The following is a 21960-nucleotide window of genomic DNA, read 5'->3' as shown; positions in this document are numbered from 1 at the left end:
CCTCAATTCTTTGCGTAGTCCGCAACGGGTCATCCCGTTTAATAATCCCATTGTACCAAAAATTACCCAATAAGTAACTTCGTTCAACAAGGGTCGCGGGTTTGGTTTACAGCGCGCGGGAAAAGGACTAGGATAGAAGTCAGTTAATAATGTTTCTAAAGTAGCAAGAGGAGTGAGAGAAGTGCAGGAAAAGGCAATCGATTTACAGGGAAGAGCGTACAGCCATTTAGCATTTATCTGGACGCTGCTGGCGGGGACCTTCACCATGTCCATCAGCCAGTCGTCGCTGTCCACGGCGTATCCCACGTTGATGAAATACTTCAACGTGCCAGCGTCAACGGTCCAATGGCTCACGACCGGCTTCATGCTGGTGATGGTGGTCATGATGCCCGTTAGCCCGTGGCTGTTAAATAACATCCGCTTTCCGGTCTTATTTGTCAGCGTGCTGGCGTTATTTGACGTCGGAACGTTCATCATTTATTTGGCAACCAGCTTTCCATTGATGATGCTGGGTCGGGTGATGGAGGCCATGGCGGTCGGCATTATGTTCCCGTCGTACCAGACGGTCATGTTGCGGATCACGCCGGAAGCCCAGCGGGGTGGTGTCATGGGCTTCGCCGGATTGGTCATGGGGTCAGCGTTAGCGGTCGGCCCAATCATTTCCGGTATCGTGTTGCGCTACACCACCTGGCAGGGGCTGTTCGTCGTCTTCATGGTCATCATCACGATTGTGTTCCTGGTCGCGTTGAAAACCATCAAGGACGTCATGCCGCAACACAAGGCCAAGCTGGACTACTGGTCCGTGCTGAGCAGTGTCGGCTTCATTGGTATCCTGTACGTCGTTAACCAAATTGGGAAGACGGCGGTCAACTGGACGGCTATGGGTGCGCTACTGTTCATCAGCTTACTGGCGGTGGCTTACTTCGTCTACCGGCAATTTCACGTTGACGCACCGCTCCTGGATTTACGCGTGCTGAAGACGGTCAATTTTGACCTGGCCGTGCTCTTGACCGGGGCATCTTACATCGCCTTGATCGTGGTCACGATTGTCTTTCCGCTGTACTACCAAGAAGTGCTGGGCATCTCGCCGTTTGCTTCGGGGATGGCGCTGGTCCCAGGGGCCGTGGTGCTGAGCCTGCTAAACCCAGTTACGGGGAAATTGGCGGATAAGATTGGGTTCAAGGCCACAATGCTGACCGGGATGAGCATGATTGTACTGGGCTGGCTGTGGTTGACACTGGTCGGTGGTCAACAGTCGCTACTGGCGATGATCTTAACGGCGACCTTGATTGAAGGGGGCAATGCCTTCGTCATGATGCCCGCGGTTACGCTGGGGGCGAACTCCCTGCCTGACCAGTTGATCTCTCACGGGACGGCGGTCATTACCACCGTGCGGCAGATTCTGGGGTCGACCGGGGTTGCCGTGGCCACCTTGATTCTCGCCACCGTCACGGCCAGTCATTTGAAGACGGCGGGTCACGTGGCGGCGAACCTTGCCGGCTATCACGCGGTCTTTGCCACCTTCCTGGCGGTCGCCGTGGTCGGTTGGATTTTCGCGGCTATGTTGCGTGACGGTCGTAAGTCTAAGGCCGCTGCTTAATTCTTGACATAAAAGAGGAGTCGTCCCACACATTTCATGCGAGGCGACTCCTTTTCTCATGTCCTAATCGACGCGTTCAAAGACTTCGCAGAAGCAGGGAATCTGCTCGTTAAAGGTGCGGCCCATCTCGTGGTAGGCAGCGGTGAAGAAGGCGCGGTGTTCCCGGCGCCACGTGGTCAGTGTGCGGTCGTCTTCGCCTTCGTGGTAGGCGTGCTCCCGAGTGACTTGGTCAAAGGGCACGACCTCGGTGACCTTGGTCTGCGTGATGCAAACGGGCTGGTCGTGGGCGTCTAAAATGACGTTGTACTCGCCCACAAAGGGGAGCGGTTCATCGTCTTCATAGAGGTCGAGCGCCGAGGTCGTCGCGGTCTTCTGGCCAATTTTAATCAGGTGCGCCAGCAGGTCAGCGGATTCGTCGGTTGCGCCAAAGGCATAGGTATCGTGGTGAGTCGTGGTAATTTCGGGGTGGGCAGCTTTGAAGTGCTGCCAAAAAGTTTCAACGTCCATGGGAAGCCTCCTAAATAGGTATTGGGATTACTGTACGCCATCTGGGGAGGTTAGTCTAGGAGACTTTGGTTAGCGATGACGGCAAAATGGTGGATGGCCTAGTCCAATCTTAAGGTGGTCAGCTTTGAAGTTAAGCTGACGGTGCGGTGCTTCGCTAAATGGCTAAAGACCGCTATCCCTTTGTCACAAAACTGTAATCAGCCAGGCGTATCTTTTCATTGCCTTTTGCTTAAAGTTTCTTTAGAATAGGACCACAGCGAAAATTTTAGCGAGGTGATAGATATGGCATACGTATTATTGTTCGGTGGTATTTTTATGGAAGTTGTTGGCAGCTTTTTCTTGAAGCAAGCAAACGGGTTTCGGAATTTAATACCCTCGATCATGGTGTTAGTGGGGTACTTTAGTTCATTGATTTTGGTGACACTCGCCATGCAAAAGCTTCCATTAGGGGTGACGTATGCCATGTGGGCAGGTCTCGGCACAGTGGCGACGGTTATTTTGGCCGTTGTGGTGTACCGGGAACGGCTCAGTCTCAGCCGAATCAGTGGCTTATTGGCCATTGTTGTTGGCGTGATTCTATTAAATAGCTAAAAGGGGGTCTGCACGATGCGGGCATGGTTACAGTTGGTATTCGCCATCGGTGTCGAAATTGTTGGGACAAGCTTGTTGAAATTCTCAGATGGGTTCACTCATCGGTGGATTGGGATTGCGGGGATGTTCCTCTACGGACTAGCAATCTTTAGTTTCTCATTAGCCTTACGGCAGCTCCCCCTCAGCGTGGGCTATGCGGTCTGGGCCGGCGTCGGCACGGCCATTACCGGCCTGATCGGCGTCTGGGCGTTTGGTGAAGTCTTGACGGGATTTAAAGTCGTGGGGTTTATTGCCATTATTATTGGTGTGGTTCTATTAAATCAACCCGTCAAGGCGAGCAGTCCGCGGCCAGTTAGTCCGTGGGTCCAGCGCTTACGTTCACGGACCTCGAGTCATTAATTGAATTAAAACAGAGAAAGCACCGTTTCGTCTCCCGATAGTGGGAAATGAAACGGTGCTTTTAGTCTGGTTAAATATTAGTGAGTCTCCGCAAAGCCACGGCGGCCACCGGGCTTGGGAATCTGATTCTGCATCATGACGCTGAAACCACCGTCGATGGCGAGACCGGCTGCGTTGATGTAACTGGAACGGTCGCTGGCCAGGAAGAGGATGGCGTTAGCGATGTCGTCGGTCGTCCCAATCCGCTTGCTGGCGGTCAACGTCTTCCGGCCCTTTTCAACCTCGGGGTCCGCGTAGAAGGCCGCCGACATTGGCGTCTTGACCAGGCAGGGTTCGAGGACGTTACTGCGGATACCGAACATCCCCCATTCAGCGGCGACCTGCTTTGACAGCATGTTGACGCCGGCCTTACTGGTACTGTAAGCGCCACTATAAGTTTCGGGGATGTCGCTGGCAACCGTGGAAATGTGGACGAAGGTCCCGTGTTTCTGTTCAATCATTAATTTACCAAATTCGTGGGTGACTAAGTAGTAGCCGTTGAGGTTAACGTCTAACACTTGTTTCCAGGTGGCGTAATCCAGGTCTTCCAACGGATCGAATTTTAAAATTCCCGCGGTGTTGATAACGACGTCAACGTGGCCAAAGGTGTCCTTGACTTGGTCAACGGCGCGCTGGACGCTGGCTTCCTTAGTGACGTCACAGGTGACCGCCAGTCCAGCGATGTGGTATGTGTTGATCAGATTGGTAATCAGGTCAGCCGTTTTGTCTTGATCCATATCCAAGGCGACGACCGTGGCGTGTTGCCCGGCCAACGCCTCACAAATTTTAGCGCCCATGCCACCGACGGCACCGGTGACGACGCAAACTTTTTCTTCTAAGCCTAACCATTCTGCCATGTGAATTTCCTCCTCTAAAGTGACATGTCTTTCAGCGGCATCTCTTGCCCGGTCCACAGCTTAAAGGCTGCGGCACCTTGGTTGAGCAACATGCCCTGACCATTGATGACGTGCGCCACGTGGGCCTGGTTGGCCACGCCCATGAGCTTCGTTACGCTAGGTGCGTAGACGGTATCGAAGACCGTCATGTCTTGATGGAACCAACTCGGGTCGTCCACCAACGTTTTGTCGATGAGCTTGCCCATTCCCAAGCCAGTGGCATCGGTGTAAACGTCGCTCTCACTGATGCTTTGTTTAAACTGGTCGCGGTCCTCTAGGGGATAGAAGGTGGCGTGACAGTCGGTCTGCTCGTTGATGATTTTGACGATGTGTTGGGCGTTTTTGACCGAGGGGTCGTTGATGTTAAAGACGTTCAGCGTTTTCAGTCCAGAAAGTGCGGCCTGAATCGCAATGGGCGTCCCGGCACCACCAACGCCGGCCAGTGTCATGGTTTGTCCGGCGAGGCTGACCCCGTCGTCCTTTAAGGCTTCCACAAAACCAATACCATCGGTCGTGTAACCGGTAAGCTCGCCATCGTGATTGACGACGGTGTTCACGGCTCCAACCAGTTCGGCTGTCTTGTCGAGGTGGTCTAGCAGGGGAATCACGGCCTGCTTGAACGGCATGGAGACGCTGGCCCCCAGCATTTTAAAGGCACGTAACGCGTTGACCGCAGCGGAAAGCTGGTCGGGTTCAACGTCAAAGGCGAGGAAGCGCGCGTTGATTTCATCTTGGTCAAAGGCTTCGTTGTGCATGGCGGGGGACTTGGAGTGTCCGGCGGGATGCGCGATCAAGCCAACTAATTTTGTATGTCCATCAATTTCCATAAATGAGACCTCCAAATAAGTTTAAATCGGATTAGTTCTAATTAGTTTTTTAGCAGCGCCTCCGGGATGGTGAAAACTGAGCCGTGACGCTGTGGGCGAACGCCTGGAGCCAAAGAGCGGTCTCCAGGCTTACTTTGAACCGCTGGGGAGCGCGTTTCAAAGATATCAGTTGTCTAAGCGGTAAACCGCTAAGACAACTCCCACGGCTGAGCTCATTTTCACCATCCCTGCGGCTAACCTTGTTTTGACTGGAACAAGTTAGTTTCAATCAATTCTGGATAGTGTTTATGCGATTGGTTCCGTGCGCACAATTTACACAGCTTGAGCGGCTTACATGAGTTTAAGCGCATCAATCTATTCAATTATTGTGGTAAGTGTTAAGCCAATTTCATGCTGAACAAATGAATCGTAAATTAAGTCTAGTCGTCAATCTGTACTATTACTAGCCGATTGTCAATGTGAAGAGACTAACCGTTGTCGTTGGTATCGCCTAGTCCGAGCCAACTCCGGGCAGGTGCGGAACCCTGTGTCGCTGGTGTTAGACCGGTGATTTTCCGGCCTTACAGCAGGGGATAGGCTTAAGACTCACGGTTCTTGTGAGGCTTAAACCTAAGTTCGAAGACCGCTTCACAGGCTTCGGACGTGCCTCAGAGGGTGGGAGTACCTGCCCGGGGTTGACAGCCAGGTGACAGCCAATGACCAGCAGTTAGGTCGTTTCGGCGTTGACGTGCTTGCCGATGCCCTGGTGGATCAGGTACAGGTCAATCAGAATCCCCACGACAGCCACGCCGATAGCCACCAGGTAAGAACCATAGTAGGCCTTGGTGCCGGCGGAAGCGTTCATGGACAGCGTCGCAATTTGTGGGCCAATCAGCGCGCCAATAGCGTAGCCGAAGAACATGATGCCGTAGTTGGTGCCGGAGAACTTTTGGCCGAACGTCTTACCGGTTAAGGTTGGGAAGACGACCAGTACACCGCCAAATGAGGCGCCGAGGATGATCAAGAATAGGGTAAAGACGGCAACGTTTTCGGCGTAGCGTAAGCCGGCCAAGCCAATAATGGTGAGACACAGAATAATCAGTAACGTGTGGGTTTCTCCTAATTTATCAACCGCGCGACCCGTGATCATCCGGCCAAAGAAGTTGGCTAAGGTGTTGACCACGACGAAGTTAGCGGCAACGATTGGTGTCAGTTGTAATTGAATTTGCGCAATAGAGGACAGGGACCCAATCAACATGATGCCGGCCGTACAAGCAATCGCGAAGAGTAAGAGTAACAGCCAGAAATTTAAGGAACCCATCATTTCTTTAGGCGACTTTCCAGTGGTTGCGGGAGCGGGTTGGTTGTCGTCGGACTTCGGCGTTTCGGGTGATGCCATTAACCAGCCGACTAACCAAATCAGGGCTAAGTAGGCAATCCCAATCGGCATCAAGCCGTTGGCGCCCATAGTGTCACAGAGCCAAGCCCCAGCCTTCGCTAAGACCAGCGGCCCGAGAGAAGCGGCCCCCAGCAGCAAGCCGGAGATGGTCCCACGCTTTTCGGGGAACCATTTCAGCGTGGTCAGCAGGGAAGGATTGTAGAGCAGTCCGTTCCCACTACCGGCGAGAATCCCAATGGAGAAGTACAGGAACCAGATGTTGTGGGCGAAGGCCCCTAAGAACCAGCCGAGGCCGAAGATGAAGCCCCCCACGTACATGAGTTTTTTCGGTGAGGAGTGGTCGATGATCCGACCGGAGAGAATCCCAAAGGCTGCCATGAAAAATTGATAGATGGTCAGCGTCAGGGCAACCTGGGAAGCCGTGGCACTGGTTGCCTTAACCAGCGTGTCGGCGAAAACGGAAAACGCTGCGGATGCGGAACAGCAGAAGATGATGATGAAGGCCGCGGTGAAGATGAGCCGCCGGTGGCCGGATACTTGCGTCGTATGTGTTGCTTCCATAATAAAACACCGCCTTAAATAGAATGTCGCCACATTTAGTTGTCTTTGTCAGTGCCTCCGGACTGGTGAAAATGGACCGGAACGCTGTGGGGAGGACGCCCCGAGCCTGAGAAGCGGTCTCGGGACTTGCTTTGAGCCGCCATGACCTGAGGGAGAACCCTCAGGTCATCCCACGGCTGAGTCCATTTTCACCAGCCCTGCGGCTGACACTGTCGCAGCCCATAGTTGTGGTCGTCCGTTTAAGGCGGCGTTTTGTTATTGGTTGCGGGTGTCTTTGGGTTGAAGACTGAGTGAGCCTGACGGGAGATAAATGTGGGGATGAATGGGAATAAGTTCGAATTAGAAAACGTTTTCTACGCCCTTTATGTTAAGGTGGAGAAGGAGAAAATACCAATACCGATTGGTCGGGAATTGATAGTCAGCGACTATAGATTGTGAATCATAGAACAGGAGGCGCCTATGAATTTAAATCAATTACGTTACTTCGAATGCGTTGGCCGGTTGGAGAACTATACGCAGGCTGCCCGGGAGTTACACGTTAGTCAGCCGAGCTTGACCAACGCCATTCATAAGCTGGAAGATGAATTGGACCTGACGCTCTTTGCGAAGCAGGGGCGCCACATTGTGTTGACCCGCACAGGTAGTCAGCTCTTACAGGTGGTTCAAAAGAGCCTGCAAATTTTGGACGATGGGGTGGCGACCATCCAGGCAGATACTGCCACGCGGCCCGTCACGATTCGGGTCGGCTGTATTCCCACGGTGATTGGCACCTACTTGCCGAAGGTCTTGCATCAATTTGAACAGGCGCACACCAAGCAAATCAGCTTTGAACTTCACAGCGTGCCCACCGAGAAAATTCAGACAGGGTTGGCGGCGAAACAATATGATCTGGGTATTGCCGCCACGGACAGTCGCGAGGCGGGGGTCCTGTACCAGCCGCTACTGAAGCAGGCGTTCATTGTTGTGGTGAGTCCAGACCATCCGCTGGCTGGGCGCGAGCAGTTGGAACTGAGTGACCTCGCTGGCTACGACGTGTTGACCTATACGCCAGAGCTATTGATTGGCCAAAAGGTTCGGCGAACGCTTAAGCGGCAGGGTGTAATCGACCGGCTCACGGTCAAGGCGGATTACCCCGATGAAATTTCCATTGCGGGGATGGTGCAATCGTCGCTAGCGGTCGGCCTGGTGGCGGACACGCTGTACTTAGAGGCCTTTAATTTGGTAAAAATTCCCGTCAACGTGCCCGAGGACTTACGGGTGATCTACGCCATGTATCGCGCGGATAATCCCCAGCACGACACGTTGCGTCAGTTGTTTCAATTATTTAAATCGGCCGCGGACTGAGAAGTCACTTCCCACGGGCTCCAATTTAGGCTAGAATTACCTATTAAGATACCTTTCTGGGACTCGCAAACTGGACCGCTTCGGCGGGGAGACTCTCCGTTTCTATGGGGACCGGTGAAAGCCTGAGAAACGGTCTTTCACCTCGCTTTGAACTCGGGGAAGTCACCCGATTTCAAAGTCGTCCCGGGCTGTAAGGCTGGAAGACCGCCGACCAACAGCCCCGACATAGAACTCCGAGTCTCCCCGCCTTCAGCTAAGGTTGGCGAATCCCAATGGTATCTGTCTGGCCATTGGAAATTTCAGAAATTAGTCGTATATAAGTCGTGAAGTGATTATTTGTGTTAATGGATTGCCTTGGGTTGATTAGATTGGTCATGAAATAACCAAGTGTCCAAACAGCTAGTTATCAAATTAACCAAGTAAGCTTAAATAGGCAACAACAAGCCAGACAAATGGGTTAAACCAGTGTGAGCCGTGAGGTTGGAAAAAATGGACTCAGCCGTGGAATTTCCTGAGGGAACCTCAGGAAATGGTGATTTGGGGAATTGCATTCCCCCGTGTTTCACACTGCAAGCTCGAAGACTGTACCTCAGGCTTCGGGCGTCCTCCCCACCGCGTTCCGGTCCATTTTCGTCGCCCGGTAAGGCGCAGGCTGGTTCAGCCCATAAAGATTAGGTTACATATATTTGAAAGGGGTTTTTGCATGCTAACACCAGAACCGATTGATTTGGCAGCCTTTTATGCCAATCCAGACCGGAGCGTGGCGGTTCTTAACTATAACGCCCGCTTTATTACCAGTATTTTTGATTTAGTGAACAGCCAGGAACTGGCCAGTTTTGTTCGGCTATTCTTGGATGAACAACGGGACAAGGTGCCGTTGGATGCTGACCCAACCGCCACTTTCAACTTGGTCTCACCCGAGGAATACTTGAACACGGTCAAGGCCATTCTGACCGATCATCCGGACGCCTACAGTCAATTCAAGCCAGCCGAAATCTTGGCCAGCATTGAAGACCTGTACTCTTACTACCGGACGTACTTGCGGGTCGCCACGATGACCGTGCGTCAAAACGACGTGGTCACCAGTGAATTTATGACAATCGACCAACATTTTAACGACTTAGTTATTCGCCTCTACCGGACGATTGAAGAAAAACTTCAGGGCCACACTAACCACGTTTATCGGCAAATTAGCGCCGGGTCAAGTGCCTGCGTCCTGCTGGAACAGGTCCAGTGGCCCGAACCCGCTGGCTACGAAAAGTTAGCCGACATTCGGTTCATTAGTCGCTTGATGTTGCGGCCACCAATGATGCTCCACACCAAGAGCAACAAGCGTAAGGGCCTATTTACCGCGACCAAGGTCAACCCGCTGGAAAACTTCAAGGGGACCGAGGATGACTGGTTCTGCTATCCCGCTAAAATTGGGGAGAGCTTGGCCTACATCTATTTCCACCGCGACTATTTAGCCTCCGGAATTGCCTTAGCCAACCTGTTCCAACTGGCTGACAGCAAGGAAATTGCCGGCAAGAAGCCCGACTTAGTCCTGTTATTTGGGACCCCCGGCGTTGCCAGTGATGAACAGCCTGAGAACGGTCATTACTTCTATGACGAAGCCAACGGCATCTACGTGGGGCAGGTGCCTTACAACGACCAGACCACGTACTTTGGCTACATGAAGAAGATGTGCCTGACGCTGCACAACCTCCACATGATTGCGGAAAAAAAGCTGCCAATCCACGGTTCGATGGTCAAGATTACCTTTGCCAACGGGAAAACCAAGACGGTGGTCTTCTTTGGAGACTCCGGTGCCGGCAAGTCCGAATCTATTGAAGCGCTGCAAAACGTGGCCGACGAGGAAATTGTGAACATCGAAACGATTTTCGACGACATGGGAAGCTTCACCTTGGCTGACGGAAAATTGTACGCCCAAGGGACTGAGACGGGGGCCTTTGTCCGCCTCGATGATTTGAGCAGTGAAGTTGCCTTCAACAACATGGACCGTGGGGTTTACATGAATCCCGAACAAAAGAATGCGCGGGTCATCATTCCAGCTAACACCTGGCCACGCGTCGTTGCCCACCATGAAATTGACATGTGGGTCTACGCCAACAACTATGATGATGCCATCGGGATTCACCGGTTTGAAGACCAGGAATCTGCCAAAGCAACCTTTGTTGCAGGGAAGCGTAAGGCGCTCGGCACCACCGATGAAGTGGGGATGAGCACGACATTCTTCGCCAACCCATTTGGCCCCGTTCAGGAACAAGCCGCCACTAAGCCAGTGATCGACGCTGTCTTTGACCGGTTGTTCACGGACGACGTTTACGTCGGTGAAATCTTCACCCACCTGGGTAACGACAAGTCCCAAGACAAGCTGAACGAGTCCGCTCGCGAATTGTTGCAGGTCTTGCTGAAGATGTAACCAGCTTGGCGATAAGAACCGCTCCCGCCGGCGGTTTCAAAGCGCCGTGTTACGGGGGCGATTCCAGCCAAGGTCACCGACACAGCCGGTCACTTTGATCCGCCTCTGGTCACTGACATCGACCTAGTGGGTTCATTTCACTAGGTTTGTGGTTGGAGGTAGCTCTTTATCGCAAGTAAATCTGTCATTAACGTTAACTAAAAGAACTGTAATTAAAAATCGTGTCACACCGCTAAATGGTGTGACACGATTTTTAAGTTGCGAAGAGTTAAGCGTGACTCACCAGTTGTGGTGGGTCACGCTCTTTCCTGTCTCAGGGATAGGGTTTCTACTGGGTTAGATAGCGTCTAAATGAATGATTTCATCCGCACAGTCCAGGACTGTTTGTGAGTGGGTAGCGACTATCACAATTTTACCCATTTTGGCAAAGTCGGCGAGGCTATTTAACACCAATGTTTCGTTTACCGTGTCTAATGCGCCAGTCGGTTCGTCAGCTAAGATGATTGGCGGATCCTTTAGCAATAATCTAGTTAAGGCCACCCGTTGACACTCCCCACCGGACAGCGTGTAAATTTTACGAGTGAGGTAGGTAGCGTCCAAGCCGAACTGGGCTAAGGCGTTAATCAGTTGCGAGCGCAGGTAACGTTTGGTCAGGGTTAAGTTGGCCTTCACTGTCTCATCGTCAATTAACGCATAGTTTTGAAAGAGGTAGCCCAGATAGTCACGGAAGTAAATGTGGTTGGCGATGTGGGTGATATCTTTCTCCTGAAAACTGATGGTTCCAGCATCTAAGGTGTCTAATGTTGCGATGCAGTTGAGAAGTGTTGATTTACCAGAGCCTGAGGGTCCGGATAACACGTAGATTTTGCCAGGGTGAAAATGGTGCGTCAATTCTGTAAAAATGACATGTTGTTCAAAGACTTTGGTCGCTGCTGAAATAGTTAACATTAGCTGTCCCCCTTGAGATTAGACTTAAGATGGTTCACGCTACGCTTAGCTTTGAGGAAAAGTGTGAGGAGTGTCAGGACACCAGCTACCAGATAATAGCCTAGAACGACGCGATAATTGCTCGTGACTAACAGGGTTAGTGCAAGCTCGACTGTAACCAATATCGTTAAAATAGATGCAAATTTGTAGTGAACCTTTAAGAGTGACTGGCCAGCCAGTAGGCGAATAGCATGGGTCTGCTGGTAGATTCCCAGGTAAAGGGCACTGGTCAGAACGCATTCAAATAGGAACAAGGCAATTAGCAAGACGAGAATGCTCGTTAACCGAAATATTTTTTCGCGTTGTGCTTGGTAAAGTTTCCCTGCATAGCTCTTGATATTAGTGTATCCGCCAATATTCTTGTATAGCCCCAGTGTCGTTAATTGGCGATTCAGTTGGTGATAATCGCTGAAGCTGAACGCCCCTTGTGAGAGCATGGAATTCCAGAGCCGGTCAGCATTTTCGTTGTCGCCACCCAGTGATTGCGGTGAAACTACCACAATCACTGGGTCGGGAACCCTGGCATCATAGTAACCTAAATCCAAGCCGTCTGGGTTGTAGGTTAATTGGTGCTGGTGGTTCTGGAGCAGATGGGTTTGCGTTCGAACCTTTGTTGACATGTGTTGTAACCCTAGTTGTTCAATGTAGGCATGAGTTAATTTTTGTTGTTGGCTGGCCAGCTTTTCTGGCAGCAGAATATGGGTGGTGGGATCGTTGTTGGCAAAGTGGAGGTGCTGACCAGACTGACTCTTCACCGAATTGCGTCGCAGGTACTCGGCATTGACAATCAGGACGTTACCACCGTTATAGACATCTGAGTAATCGTTGAAGTCTAACGTAGGTCGCTCGTCAGCTGCATTGTAGCCAGCGTAGTTCGAGATAAGGCCGTGATGGAGTGACGCCCAGGTCACTAGCTGGTAAGTTTGTTTGTCTTCGTTTGCTTGTTCTTGGGCGGTAATATTCAGGGTGAGACTCGGTGAGTAGCGGTTTGGTAGGCTGGACCAAGTGCCAACCTGTTTCTTGATAGCCTGATTTGTTAGGAGCTGTTGACCTAATGACAGTAGCGTAAATAGGACGATTAATTCCGTGACAACTTTCACCACCAGAACAATTACTAAGGTCAATTTACTTTTGGCGTGGCCTTTGATGGTTGGCAGAATAGTCGCGGGGCGATAGGACCAGGTCCAAATCAGACCGGCAATGAGATGCACCAGCAGTTGGGTAAGGTACAAAAGTAAGGCGAAAAAAGCAGTTAGCCAGAAAGTCCCTAGATGATGTGTCCAGAACAGACTGATAGTCAGGAGACCACAAACAAGCGTGTAACAGGCAAGGAAGAATCTCTGGTCGTGAACTAGGGTACGCTTGAAAATAGTCCATTTTGTTAGCCCTTGAAGTAACTGAATATTAGCGGCTCTTAACGCTTTAAAGTTGCGAATCACTAGGGTTAGGAACAGTAGTAGTAAGGTTAAAGCTAAGAAAATACTGCCGTCACTCTCGAGCAGAAAGTCCATGATTCGTGAAAGCCAGTTTTCCGAAGAGCGCGAGAATCCAAGTCCAAGGGATTTTAGTTCTTGCTGCATGGACTGTGGATTGATGTGGCCAAAAACATATAGGGGGTAACGCAGGTCGCTGGTTAAAAATTCAGAGCGTGAAGCGAGACTTGACTTTGGAATCTGATTTTGTGAAAAATGCTTAGCCGTCCCTAAGACGTAAAAACTCTGATGAGCGTGGTCATTCGTCGTGGGAATCCAGAAAGCCTTCACCAGATTGACCTGGTGGTGATTGGCGAAGTCCTCTAGTCGTTGATTAATCTCGTTAGGTGTAAATTTCTTAGAGGTGCTCGTGATGTTGTACGGTTGTTCTAGAGTTGAAAGCCCTGTGGAGCTAGCCGATTGACTGAGGCCCCAGAGTAAGAGGCCAAAGCATAATGAGACGACAATTAGAATTGAATTCTTAATAATCTTCAAGTAGAGCCTCCCTAGAATTTGTGGCGTCAGTGATTTACTGCTAAAGGATAGGATAGCTTTATTTCAAAAAATGTACAACTCTATTAACCTTATATGACGAGCACTATATAATTTGTTTAATAAGGCGATTACTGATACGCCGCGTTTAATCCGATGAAAAGCTGAAAATAGAGGACGACAATAAAAATTTATTGATAGTTTAAACTGAAATAACTACAAAATAAAAATCGTGCCATACCAGCAAATGGCGTGACACGATTTTTAAGTTGCAAGGAATTATCAAAGTGAGATTAGACAGATGCTTCAACGTAAAATTGACCAACAATCGTCCCCGGAAGCCGCAGGCGGTTTGGGGGTTAAATCTTTAGTTGAATTGCGCCAGCAGCGCCGTCATAAAGGCCTGGGCATCCCCAACGTAACCGTAATCAGCCACGTCAAAGATCGGGGCATTTTCGTCCGCGTTGATAGCGACGATTGTCTGGGAATCTTGCATCCCCACGAGGTATTGCACGGCGCCACTGATTCCGAAGTTAAGGATCAGTTCGGGATGAATCGTGTTACCACTCTGACCAATCTGGTCGTCATGGGTGAAGCGGTCCTGGTCCGTTAATGGCCGGGAAACACCGATGCGACCGCCCAGCTTTTCGGCGAGCTTGGTGGCACTGTCGATGGTGGCTGAACTGGCAGCACCACGACCTAACGCGACGACGCGGCTGGCATCGCCGACGGTCGTGGCCGTGTTGACCACGGGGGTGGCGGCTTTGACTTCCAGCCGGTCAACGGGGTGGAAGGTCACCGTGGCCGTGGTGACAGTTGCGTCACCGGTAGCGGGGGCCGCCACGAAGGTGTTGGGCCGGACCGTCGCCATTTGCGGCCGATGGTCGGGACAAATAATCTCGCACATGATGTTATCGCCGTAGGACGGCTTGGTGGCAACCAGGGTGTCGTCATCGAAGCGCAGGTCCAGGCAGTCGGCGGTCAGGCCGGTTTGGAGCTTGGCCTGTAGCCGCGGCGCAATTGAGCGGCCGGTAATTGTGGCGCCAAATAAGATTGAGTTGGGCTGGTAAGCGGTGACCAGTTGTTGCAGGGCGTCGGCGTGTTCCGCGTCGGTCGCCGTAGGGAAGCGGTCATCACGAACGACCCGAATCTCGTCGGGACCGTAAGCGGTGAGTTCGTTTTCCAACTGGTCGTTGGTGGCTTCCAGCAAGATAGCCACGACACTAAATTGGTCGCCGGCTAAACCCTTGGCTTTGGTAATGAGTTGTTGGGTCGTGGGTTCAATGTGATCTAAGCGGCGTTCCGCAATGACCCATAATTCTGGTTTTGACATAGCAGCTTCCTCCTTAGATTAATTGACGTTGCTTCAGCGCGGTGATCAACTGACTGGCGGCCTCGCTCGGCGTCCCGGTCAGTGGGGTGAGTGCCCGTTTAACGGGTTCTGGCGCGTAGACCTTGGTCACAATGGTAGGTGAGCCGGCCTGTCCCAAACGGGAATCGTCCAGGTCGAGGTCGTCGTGATGCCAAGTGGTCAGCGGTTTGTTAAAACTCAATTGGATGTTCCGCGGTGTGGGGTAGCGCGGCGTGTTCAGCTCGCTACGGACACTGACGACGGCGGGAAGTTGGGCGACCAGCGTCTGCTTAGTGTCTTCCAACAGGCGTTCGGCCGTGACCTCGTTGGCGCCGCTCAGCCGTAAGTTGGCGGCATAGGTGATTTGCGGTTGGTGTAAAAATTCGGCAACGATGGGGCCAACCTGGCCCGTATCGGCATCGACGGCTTGACGACCAAATAAAATCAGGTCGGCGTCGCCAATTTTCTTCACGGCCTGGGCCAAGACGTAGCCGGTCGCCAGGGTATCGGCCCCAGCAAAGGCTCGGTCGGACAGGAGAACCCCTTCGTCGGCCCCCATGGCCATGCCTTCGCGCAGGGAGTCGGCGTAGTCGTCGGGCCCCATGGTGAGGAGGACGACTTGAACATCGTCGCGACTGTCCTTTAAGTTTAAGGCGAGTTCAATCGCGTTCTTATCAAATGGATTCATGACGCCGGCCAATCCACGCCGGTCCAGGTTATGGGTGACGGGATCGATGGTCACGTCGTTGGTTTCTGGGACTTGTTTGAGACAAACCACAATTTTCATGGGGAACCTCCTATTTAGTAAATTCAGCTTTGGCAATGGCGGAACGCATCTTCTCGACGGTCCCTTCGGCAATTTCCATGGCGCGGGCGTCGCGGATCAGGTGTTCCACGGGGTATTCACGACTATAGCCGTAGCCTGCTAAAATTTGCAAGGCGTCGTCACCGGCGCTCACGGCGGCCCGGGAACCGTGGGCCTTGGCCATCGCGGCTTCCTCGCTGTACGGTTGGCCCGCAGCCTTTAATTGCGCGGCCCGTTGGTACAGGAGCTTCGTGGTTTCCTTGCGCATCGCCATATCGGCGACCTTGCGGTGGGTGACTTGCAGGTCGGTCAGTGGCGTGTTGCCAGCCTTACGCTCCTTGGCGTAGTCGGTGGAAATTTTCAATTCGTGTTCCATGATGCCGGTCAGTACGGCGCCCATCAAGATTCGAGCGTCATCGTGCGCGGAGTCACCGATGACCCCACCATCGCCGAGCTTGCCCAGCAGGTGGTCGTTGTCGACAACGATGTGGTCCATGACGATTTCACCGACGGGGGTGCCACGCAGGCCGATGAAGTCTTCGCGCTTCCCAAATGAAAAGCCGGGCATGTCCTGGTCGACCACGAAGACGGATAATTCAGCCGGGGCGGTCTTGACCAGCACACAGTAGACCTGAGCCAAGCCACCGTTGGTAATCATAATTTTATCGCCGTTGATGACCCAGTGATCACCTTCACGAGTGGCCGTGGAACTGATGCCCATGGGATTCGATCCCCCGGAGGCCTCGGTCATGGAAAAGGCGAAGATACGGTCGTTAGCGGTGGGGAGCAGCGCCTGTTGTAAGGCGGGCGTCCCGTATTTTAGGATTTGGTCAATCGTTTTGAAATGGCCTTCAAGGGTGACAGCCGTGCTGGCGTTCCCCCGGGCAATGTGGTTCAGCACCGTGGCCGTAACCTCGGGACCGAAGCCGGCACCACCGAATTCTTGGGGTAGCATGATGCCTAAGAAACCGGTCTTGGTGAGCTTCTCAACGAAACCTTTTGGGAAGTCCTGAGCAGCGTCCATGGACATGTCGTAGGGACTAATTTCCCGTTGGGTGTAGTCGTCGACCATTTGTAATAACAGTTTCTCAGCGGCAGCAGTTGTAGCTGGCATAAATATTTCCTCCTTATCAAGCACAAATTGTGTAGTTCTGAACGATTGAGGCCAGTATAGCGAATAATCATTTGATAAGTCCAGTGAAACTTTATGATTGTTGAATATCCGTCATGCCTATTAGGAATAAAACGGATTCCTGAATTGTATGGTCGTTAGTAAAAGTTCTAGAAAAATTTAGTAAATAAATTGGTACTTACCGCCCGGTTAGAGTACAATGAAAACGGATTCTTTTATGGAGGTGCCAATTTATTATGAAGATTACGAAGAGCTCAGCTGGAACATTGCATGAACAAGCTGTTACGAAATACTTACTTACGAACCAACAGGGGACCCGCGTGGCCATCCTGACTTGGGGCGCGACCTTACAGGAATTTAGCGTGGTCGAAGACGGCCAGAAGCACAACCTGATCGTGAACCTGCCCGACTTAAAGGGTTACGATCACAACCCTTACTACTTATGCCAAGCTTTAGGCCGGGTCGCCGGTCGTATCGCCGGGGCCCAATTTGACCTCGATGGCAAGACGGTCCACCTCGACCAAAATGAAAAGCCTAACGCTAGTCACGGTGGTCCCCACGGCTTTACCTTTGCCAACTGGGATGCCACGACGACGGAAACGGCCGACACGGCCAGCGTTGTGCTGACCCACACGTCCACGGAAGCCGACGACAAATACCCCGGCACCATGAACACGACCATTACCTACACGTTGACGGAAGAAAACCGCTTGGACATAACCTTTGATGCCAAGAGTGATGCCGCCACGTTGTTCAACCCAACGGTCCACACCTACTTTAACGTGACCGACGACCAACACAGTTTGGACGATCAATGGTTGAAGTTGAGCGGGGACAAGCGCCTGGTCTTAAATGGTGAAAAGATTCCAACCGGTGAAATGAGCCAAACGGCTGGTACCGGCTACGACTTCAGTAAGCCTCGGACCATCAAGGATGGCTTGGATCAATTACACAAGACGGGCCAAGTCGAATACGATGATGCCTTTGTCGTTGAACCTAGCAAGGACACACCAATCGCTACGGTTGGTGACGCTGCTGGCCACCGTGAGGTCGAAGTCTACTCCGACCGGAACGCCTTGGTCGTCTTCACGGCTAACCCAACCGATGCTAAACGTGCTGATGCCCGGGACTACAATGCCTTGGCTATGGAAGCGCAAACTTTGCCGGATGCGATTCACCATGACGGCTTCGGCGACGTCATCCTGCCAGCCAACCAACCTGTCACCCACTTCATCAGCTACCAATACACGCGTAAGTAACGGGTTGCGGTGTGTTCTGGCCGCTTCGGCGGCTAGGTACTCCCGTCCTGTGGGGCAACCTGTGAAGCCGAAAAGCGGTCTTCACAGGCGCACTTGAGCCTTGTAAAAAACACAAGTCTCAAGTACGTCCCAGTTTCTAAGGCCGAGAAGAACGCTCGACCTAAGAAACTCGTCACAGGTCGTCCGTACCTAGCCGTCTTCAGCTAACACACCGCCACCTAACTTACGGTTGTATTCGTAGGTTTCGTGGGTGACGGTGGTGTGGCTACGTTCTTGTTGGATTTTTCTGACAAGAGGCAGTTGGTGCGTGTTCTGGAGCATCACCCAAACCGTGAGTCTCCAAGGCGTCCCAGGTTCTAAGGTCGGGAAGTTCGCCCGACCTTAGAACCTCGACACGGGCATCCGCACCTGTTCACCTCCGGCTAAAGTTAGCGCAAGTTACTGACGCTAGTATTCGTAGGTGACGGTGGTGTGGCTGCGTCCTTGTGGGGTGTGGTTGTGCTACGGTGACTGTCCGATTAATTTTTAGGATTAGTCGGGACACGATTACGCTGGAAAATTGCGTTTGATGATATATTTAGAGAGTAATTCCTACTGGTGAAAGCTAGGGGATGGTTGCGGTTGTTATTGCGGTCATCCGTTAGGTGAAACCAGTTTAAATACCATGGACTAGTTTGCCCATGAATGAATAGAATAGACACATTGTTGCGGGTTAAACGCGTGTCAGCCGCAGGGATGGTGAAAATGGCCTGGCTTGGTCAGTGTTAGTGACCAGAGGCGGGGCAAAATGCACAGCTGTGTCGATGGTCTTAACTGAGTGGTTTTCTCAGTTTAGTCCATGGGACGACCTTTGAGACCGCTCTATGGCTCAAAGTCGAGGTGGAAGCCAGCTTCTCAGGCTGGAACCGACCCCACAGCAGGGCGTTTTGAACCCGCTGCCGGGAACGGACAGCGGCCGTCACGTCCCAGTTTTCACCATCCCGGAGGCGCTGACAACGACAAAGTTTAACCCAAGTGCAAGAAAACATAAGGAGAGATTTGAACATGAGTTGGCAAGATAATTATCAAGTTTGGCAACAACAGCAAACGATGATCCCTTACATTAAGCATGAACTGGACGCCATCGCCACTGATGACGCCGCTAAGAAAGCCGCATTCACGGCGCCCATGAGCTTTGGGACCGCTGGGATGCGGGGCGTGATGGGACCCGGTATCGGTCAGATGAACGTTTACACCGTTCGTCAAGCTACCGAAGGGGTTGCCCGTTACCTGGACACCCTGGATGACGCCACCAAGCAACGCGGGGTTGCCATCAGCTTTGATTCCCGTTACCACTCCCGTGAGTTTGCCCACGAGGCCGCTCACGTCTTGGGTGCGCACCACATTCCTAGCTTCGTCTTCGATGACATGCGGCCCACGCCCGAACTGTCCTTTGCGGTGCGGCATTTAAACACGGCAATGGGTATCATGATCACGGCCAGCCACAACCCTAAGCAATACAACGGGTTTAAGATCTACGGCCCAGACGGTGGGCAAATGCCACCCAAGGCTTCTGACATGATCACCGATTTCGTGCGTTCCGCCAAGGATGTCTTTGCGATTGCCGTGGCCGACGAACAAGAACTGCGGGCCGCTAAGACCTTGCAGATCATCGGTGAAAACGTTGACCAGCCTTACCTGAAGAACGTTGAGAGCGTCACCATCAACGCCGATTTGGTCCACTCAGTGGGGAAGACCATGAAGTTGATCTACACGCCACTCCACGGGACCGGTAAGGTGATTGGCGAACGGGCCTTACGTGGTGCTGGTTTTGAAAACTTCACCATGGTGCCCGAACAAGCCATTGCTGACCCTGAATTCCCAACGGTGCCATTTCCCAACCCTGAGTTCGCTCAGGCTTTTGATATGGCGATTGCCCTCGGGAAAAAGGAAGGCGCCGACCTGTTAGTCGCCACCGACCCCGATGCCGACCGGTTAGGGGCTGCCGTGCGCCAACCAGACGGTGAATATCAACTGTTATCCGGGAACCAGATTGCGTCGATTTTGTTGGCTTACATTTTAAAAGCCCGCAAAGCAGCGGGTCAGTTGCCAGCCAACAGTCGTGTCGTGAAGTCCATCGTTTCCACCGAATTGGCCACTAAGATTGCGGCCGCTTATGGCGTTGAAATGAAGAACGTGCTGACCGGCTTTAAGTTTATCGCCGAACAGATTCACGAATACGAAACGACTCATGAACACACCTTCCTGTTTGGTTTCGAGGAAAGCTACGGCTACCTGATCAAGCCATTCGTTCGGGACAAGGACGCCATCCAATCGACGGTGCTCTTGGCCGAAGTCGCTGCCGACTACAAGCAGCGGGGGATGACCCTTTACGACGGCATCGAAGAACTCTACGCGACCTACGGCTACTTTGCTGAAAAGACCACATTTGAGGAATTCCCTGGCGTCGATGGGGCTGACCAAATGGCCCACTTGATGAGTGAGTTCCGTGAGAATGCGCCGAAGTCCTTTGCCGACAGTACGATTGACACGGTGGAAGACTTCTCGACGAGCACCAAGACCGAAGCCGATGGCACGACCAGCACGATTGATCTGCCCCAGTCTAACGTCTTGAAGTACTGGTTGAGCGATGGCACCTGGATCTGCATCCGGCCTTCAGGGACCGAACCTAAGGTCAAGTTCTACATCGGAACCAGTGACACGACCGATGCCGCTGCACAAAAGCGGTTGGCAGGGTACGAGTCCGCTCTCAAGCAATACGTCGACTCCGTTAAATAGCAGATGCGTGTTGATTTCGTTCCCGGCGGCGGGCTCAAGGTGCCCTGCTATGGGGCCGGTTTCAGCCAAAGGGCGGGCTTTCACCTCAACTTTGAGCCTGAGGGTCGGTCTCAAAGGTTGTCCCGTGGGCTAGGCTGAGTAAGAACCTCAGCCAAGACCACCGACACAGCTGGCCAACTTGGCCCGCCTCTGGTCACTGACACGGATCAGCTCTTTAACTTCTCCGTGTCGGGGGCATTTAATTCAATAAAGTTGTACATGAACAGTCTGTGACTGGTCCTTCTGTGAGGGGGCCGGCGCGGCTGTTTTTTCTTTTGGCGTATTTATTGGTCGTGCCTAGCTATTCGATCAGTGGTGGGGAAATGGGCTTGGCGTTTTGAAGACTGGCTGTTGGGGTTCATTGGTTGTGGCTAGGATTCAGAAATTTATCCGGCAATCATGACGAGGTGACTGGTTACCGTTCCGAAGAAGGAAAGGACAACCGGTTGTTGCCGACAGTTTCGCCTCGGTCTGTTCATTTTCACAAACTTTCAGAACGGGTGATTGACTGTTTTCGTGAAAAACAGGGGATTTTGGATATTTACTACGTGCTTTACTAAATTTTTTATCAAGAAAAAGCAACCGGTTGCAATCGCTTACAATTGCATGATTCATCAATAGTTAGTATATTTTTACACAATGAAAGTGGTTGCATTTATCCGGACATGTCCTTAGAATAATGATTGTAAAGCGCTTACATTTTACTTAAACCGTTGGCGCAGGTTTTACCAGATTTAGCTAAACTTTATTTTAGAAAACAGAGGTGTTTCAAAATGGCTAAGAAGGATGAAAAGATTACGTTGGACCCAGCGAAGTTTGCTGCTGCGGTATTGGGCGGGAACGCACAATATCCAGATGAAGAAAACAAGTTGTACATCAAACGGCAACTGACCCTTTACCTGGAAGCAACGTTATTGGCCCAAGACTTTAACCGGCTGGAAGAATCCCAGTTCGATATGGCGAAGGCTCAGCAACGGGAAGAAGTTCTTTCCAAGATCATTGAACACCGGTACCACTAAGACTAAGTGGTCGCCGTTAATTGTCTGCAACATTTCTCCCGTTGAAAGGTGTGAAACAGAAA

At 52.0% G+C, this 21960-nt stretch carries 17 protein-coding genes; 8 read left to right on the top strand and 9 right to left on the bottom strand.

The genetic code is table 11. From position 1 onward, the window contains the following. Positions 1 to 181 precede the first annotated feature (181 nt). A complete protein-coding gene (locus tag JUF22_RS03090; protein ID WP_203643197.1) occupies positions 182 to 1600 on the top strand; it encodes an MFS transporter in 1419 nt (472 codons plus the stop codon). Between the two features lie 63 nt (positions 1601 to 1663). On the opposite strand, the gene JUF22_RS03085 is transcribed toward JUF22_RS03090, so the two are convergent. Further along, a complete protein-coding gene (locus JUF22_RS03085) occupies positions 1664 to 2107 on the bottom strand; it encodes an ASCH domain-containing protein (RefSeq protein WP_203643195.1) in 444 nt (147 codons plus the stop codon). 282 nt (positions 2108 to 2389) lie between these two features. Between JUF22_RS03085 and JUF22_RS03080 the strand changes: the two genes are divergently transcribed. After that, positions 2390 to 2698 (top strand): DMT family transporter, encoded by a 309-nt coding sequence (locus JUF22_RS03080; RefSeq protein ID WP_020089766.1) that lies wholly within the window; start codon positions 2390 to 2392, stop codon positions 2696 to 2698. Positions 2699 to 2713: 15 nt separating this feature from the next. Then, positions 2714 to 3097, top strand: a complete 384-nt coding sequence (locus JUF22_RS03075; RefSeq protein ID WP_203643193.1) for a DMT family transporter — start codon at positions 2714 to 2716, stop codon at positions 3095 to 3097. Between the two features lie 77 nt (positions 3098 to 3174). Here JUF22_RS03075 and JUF22_RS03070 read toward each other — a convergent pair whose 3' ends face one another. The 3 genes from JUF22_RS03070 to JUF22_RS03060 all read right to left on the bottom strand — a co-directional run bounded on the left by JUF22_RS03070 (position 3175) and on the right by JUF22_RS03060 (position 6798). Further along, complete coding sequence (locus JUF22_RS03070) at positions 3175 to 3993, bottom strand: SDR family NAD(P)-dependent oxidoreductase (RefSeq protein WP_203643191.1); 819 nt, start codon at positions 3991 to 3993, stop codon at positions 3175 to 3177. Positions 3994 to 4007: 14 nt separating this feature from the next. Beyond that, positions 4008 to 4859 (bottom strand): quinate/shikimate dehydrogenase, encoded by an 852-nt coding sequence (locus JUF22_RS03065; RefSeq protein ID WP_203643189.1) that lies wholly within the window; start codon positions 4857 to 4859, stop codon positions 4008 to 4010. Positions 4860 to 5565: 706 nt separating this feature from the next. Beyond that, complete coding sequence (locus JUF22_RS03060) at positions 5566 to 6798, bottom strand: MFS transporter (RefSeq protein WP_203637824.1); 1233 nt, start codon at positions 6796 to 6798, stop codon at positions 5566 to 5568. Positions 6799 to 7257: 459 nt separating this feature from the next. Between JUF22_RS03060 and JUF22_RS03055 the strand changes: the two genes are divergently transcribed. Together JUF22_RS03055 and JUF22_RS03050 are read left to right on the top strand one after the other, a co-directional pair. After that, the gene (locus JUF22_RS03055) at positions 7258 to 8142 is read left to right on the top strand and encodes a LysR family transcriptional regulator (RefSeq protein ID WP_203643180.1); all 885 of its coding nucleotides are present in this window, start codon (positions 7258 to 7260) and stop codon (positions 8140 to 8142) included. Between the two features lie 703 nt (positions 8143 to 8845). Continuing rightward, entirely contained in the window at positions 8846 to 10564 is a 1719-nt protein-coding gene (locus JUF22_RS03050) for a phosphoenolpyruvate carboxykinase (protein WP_203643177.1), read from the top strand. Between the two features lie 336 nt (positions 10565 to 10900). Here JUF22_RS03050 and JUF22_RS03045 read toward each other — a convergent pair whose 3' ends face one another. From JUF22_RS03045 to JUF22_RS03025, 5 genes are all read right to left on the bottom strand, one after another. Continuing rightward, positions 10901 to 11512 carry an ATP-binding cassette domain-containing protein gene (locus tag JUF22_RS03045; protein ID WP_203643174.1) on the bottom strand — a complete coding sequence of 204 codons (612 nt, stop codon included), beginning with the start codon at positions 11510 to 11512 and terminating at the stop codon, positions 10901 to 10903. Continuing rightward, positions 11512 to 13518 carry a bacteriocin-associated integral membrane family protein gene (locus JUF22_RS03040; RefSeq protein WP_203643165.1) on the bottom strand — a complete coding sequence of 669 codons (2007 nt, stop codon included), beginning with the start codon at positions 13516 to 13518 and terminating at the stop codon, positions 11512 to 11514. The genes JUF22_RS03045 and JUF22_RS03040 overlap by 1 nt, the downstream gene beginning before the upstream one ends. Before the next feature lie 364 nt (positions 13519 to 13882). After that, positions 13883 to 14848: an electron transfer flavoprotein subunit alpha/FixB family protein gene (locus JUF22_RS03035; protein WP_203643161.1), complete on the bottom strand. Its 966-nt coding sequence runs from the start codon at positions 14846 to 14848 to the stop codon at positions 13883 to 13885. 13 nt (positions 14849 to 14861) lie between these two features. Then, positions 14862 to 15653 carry an electron transfer flavoprotein subunit beta/FixA family protein gene (locus JUF22_RS03030; RefSeq protein WP_203643159.1) on the bottom strand — a complete coding sequence of 264 codons (792 nt, stop codon included), beginning with the start codon at positions 15651 to 15653 and terminating at the stop codon, positions 14862 to 14864. Between the two features lie 10 nt (positions 15654 to 15663). After that, positions 15664 to 16785 carry an acyl-CoA dehydrogenase family protein gene (locus tag JUF22_RS03025; RefSeq protein ID WP_203643156.1) on the bottom strand — a complete coding sequence of 374 codons (1122 nt, stop codon included), beginning with the start codon at positions 16783 to 16785 and terminating at the stop codon, positions 15664 to 15666. A gap of 254 nt (positions 16786 to 17039) precedes the next feature. Here JUF22_RS03025 and JUF22_RS03020 point away from each other — a divergent pair, with 254 nt between their 5' ends. The 3 genes from JUF22_RS03020 (at position 17040) to JUF22_RS03010 (ending at position 21898) form a co-directional block, all read left to right on the top strand. Continuing rightward, a complete protein-coding gene (locus JUF22_RS03020) occupies positions 17040 to 18062 on the top strand; it encodes an aldose epimerase family protein (protein ID WP_203643154.1) in 1023 nt (340 codons plus the stop codon). Positions 18063 to 19106: 1044 nt separating this feature from the next. Then, positions 19107 to 20840 carry a phospho-sugar mutase gene (locus JUF22_RS03015; protein WP_203637811.1) on the top strand — a complete coding sequence of 578 codons (1734 nt, stop codon included), beginning with the start codon at positions 19107 to 19109 and terminating at the stop codon, positions 20838 to 20840. Positions 20841 to 21652: 812 nt separating this feature from the next. Continuing rightward, positions 21653 to 21898, top strand: a complete 246-nt coding sequence (locus JUF22_RS03010) for a hypothetical protein (protein WP_203643153.1) — start codon at positions 21653 to 21655, stop codon at positions 21896 to 21898. The last annotated feature ends 62 nt before the right edge of the window (positions 21899 to 21960 follow it).

It is taken from the genome of Levilactobacillus lanxiensis, assembly GCF_016861655.1.
Taxonomy (GTDB): domain Bacteria; phylum Bacillota; class Bacilli; order Lactobacillales; family Lactobacillaceae; genus Levilactobacillus; species Levilactobacillus lanxiensis.
The sequence above is the reverse complement of the archived record's forward strand: the minus strand, read 5'-3'. Positions and strand labels throughout refer to the sequence as shown.